This is a genomic window from Nocardia amamiensis NBRC 102102 (genome assembly GCF_001612745.1).
GTDB lineage: Bacteria > Actinomycetota > Actinomycetes > Mycobacteriales > Mycobacteriaceae > Nocardia > Nocardia amamiensis.
In genome coordinates this window covers 1-2,096 of sequence record NZ_BDBA01000395.1, presented here as the reverse complement: position 1 = coordinate 2,096, position 2,096 = coordinate 1, and the positions used below count along the sequence as shown (strand labels likewise).

The window sequence follows — 2,096 nt, the reverse complement described above, 5'->3', positions numbered from 1 at the left end:
ACACTAACGCCGCAGAACACGGCATACGCCTGTGCCACTTCGAGAGTTCCTCATCACGTCGAAAACCTGGAACGGCCGCTCGATCTGGCGTCAACGCCCGGCACCCACGCTACGAAGAGACCTACCCACAGCCCTGTCCCCATCAGCGGTCCGTCGACGCCACCAGCACCCGGCGACACCACCCCCCGGATCATGAGAAAGACAGGGGGAAGAAGTCATACCGGGACTGGCGACCGTGGGCCTGTACCAGGCCCGTGAAGAAGGTAACGGGGGGCTGCGGCGGGAAGGTCTGTATCACTCGCACGTGATCGAGTGGTGCCGCGCCCGCGGTGCGGGCGCATTGAATGCCTTGGCGGTCAAGCCTTCCGGGCCCAAGCCCGAAAAGACCGCGGCGGACAAGGAGAACGAACGCCTGGCCGCGAAGCTGGCGCGCGTGCCGAGGCCGAGTTGGGGAAGACGCGAAAAGCGTTGCAGAGCATGGGAAAAGCGCACGAGATCTTGGAGATGCTCTCCGAGAGCGCGGGTATCGACACCAAGTCGGCGAAGTGATCGACGCGGCGACCGTCGAGCTGGAGCCGGTCCTGGGCATCCGGGCCGCGTGCCGGGTGACCGGCAAGTCGCGGGCGAGCCTGCACCGGCAGCGGAATCCGCGATCGCCGAAACACGGTCCTCCCCGGCGGCCGGTGGCGCATCCGGCCGCGTTGTCGGCGTCCGAACAGGCGGCGGTGCTGGTCGAGCTGCGCAGTGACCGGTTCATCGACAAGTCACCGGCGCAGGTGTGGGCAATCCTGCTGGACGAGGGCCGGTATCTGTGACCGGTTCGCCTCGATCCGTGAAACCCAGCGGTTCTGCACCGCGTTCTTCACCTACTACAACACCGTCCACCGGCATTCTGTAATCGGATTACACACTCCCGCAACGGTTCACGGCGGCAACGCCATCGCCATCCGCGCCGAACGCGGCAAAGTACTCGCCGCGGCTTACGCCGCGAACCCCGCCCGGTTCGGTCGTCCACCGACACCGCCACGACTGCCGAAAACGGCCTGGATCAACGAGCCCCCGAAGGAGAACATCAACACAGAATTCGTGGCCTGAACGGTCTCGCCGGGATTGACAGGTTCCGCGTCGCACTTCGAGAAGCTTGACCGCGTTTGACTCCACAGCAAGAGAATCGCACCTCGAAACACAAGCCGGTATGGGGGAAACCCCTACCATCCGCCACGTCGTCACCAGCGGCTTCACTTTGAACTTCCGGTGGCTAACGTTTCTCGACAGTGTCACAAGTCAGGTGTCGCTGCCGCGCGGGATCGCTGTCCAGCGCGCCCGGTTCACAAGCTGTTGACATTCATCAGTGCCCACCGACTCCGCCGATTCGGCCAACTGCCAGAATTCTTCTGCCCCAGTGAGCAACCTGGTGCATACGCACTCGCCACCGACCCTCGCGGCTGCACCCCCGAACCATCCCGTGATACGGGGCAACTGATCATTCATCCTCGACCAACTACGACGAAACACCTCGCGTCACAATGTCCTCCAGTCCATTCAATCTATCTTTAACGAAGACAACTGTCGTGCTAACTTCCGTAGCGATCTCGGAATCGATAGGAAGGTAACTGTGCGAGCAACGATGAACTTGGTAATTCTGGTGCTCATGATTGTCGGGGTGTTCGGGTTCACTGCGAGTACCGCGGCCGCTGGTGAGACGTCGGTCGTCGGGCCGCTGAGCCACGCCCATGCACACAACGACTACCTACATGCGAGACCGCTGCTCGACGCTCTCGACCGGGGCTTCACCAGCATCGAGGCCGACGTATATCTGGTCGGCCACGATCTACTTGTCGGCCACGATTTCCTGGACCTGCGGCCGTGGTGGACGCTGCAGACGCTCTATCTGGAACCGCTGCGACAGCGTGTGCTCGATAACGGCGGCAGTGTATACGCTGGGCACTGCGGAGGTTTCCAACTCCTGGTCGATATCAAGGCCGTCGGTACGGCTGCCTACAACCGCCTCGACGAGCTTCAACGCGACCCGCGCTACGCGTTCCTGTTCACCCGGTCCGTGCATGGCACGGTGCAGCCCGGCGCGATCACTCTGG

2 protein-coding genes are annotated in these 2,096 nt (G+C 62.8%); both read left to right on the top strand.

Annotated elements, in window-relative coordinates:
* Positions 1 to 545: 545 nt before the first annotated feature.
* On the top strand, positions 546 to 815 hold the full coding sequence (locus tag NA4_RS43160) for a hypothetical protein (protein ID WP_067481058.1): 270 nt from the start codon (positions 546 to 548) through the stop codon (positions 813 to 815).
* 812 nt (positions 816 to 1,627) lie between these two features.
* The coding region (locus NA4_RS37980; protein WP_218022532.1) for a PI-PLC domain-containing protein at positions 1,628 to 2,096 on the top strand (469 nt) is incomplete at its 3' end.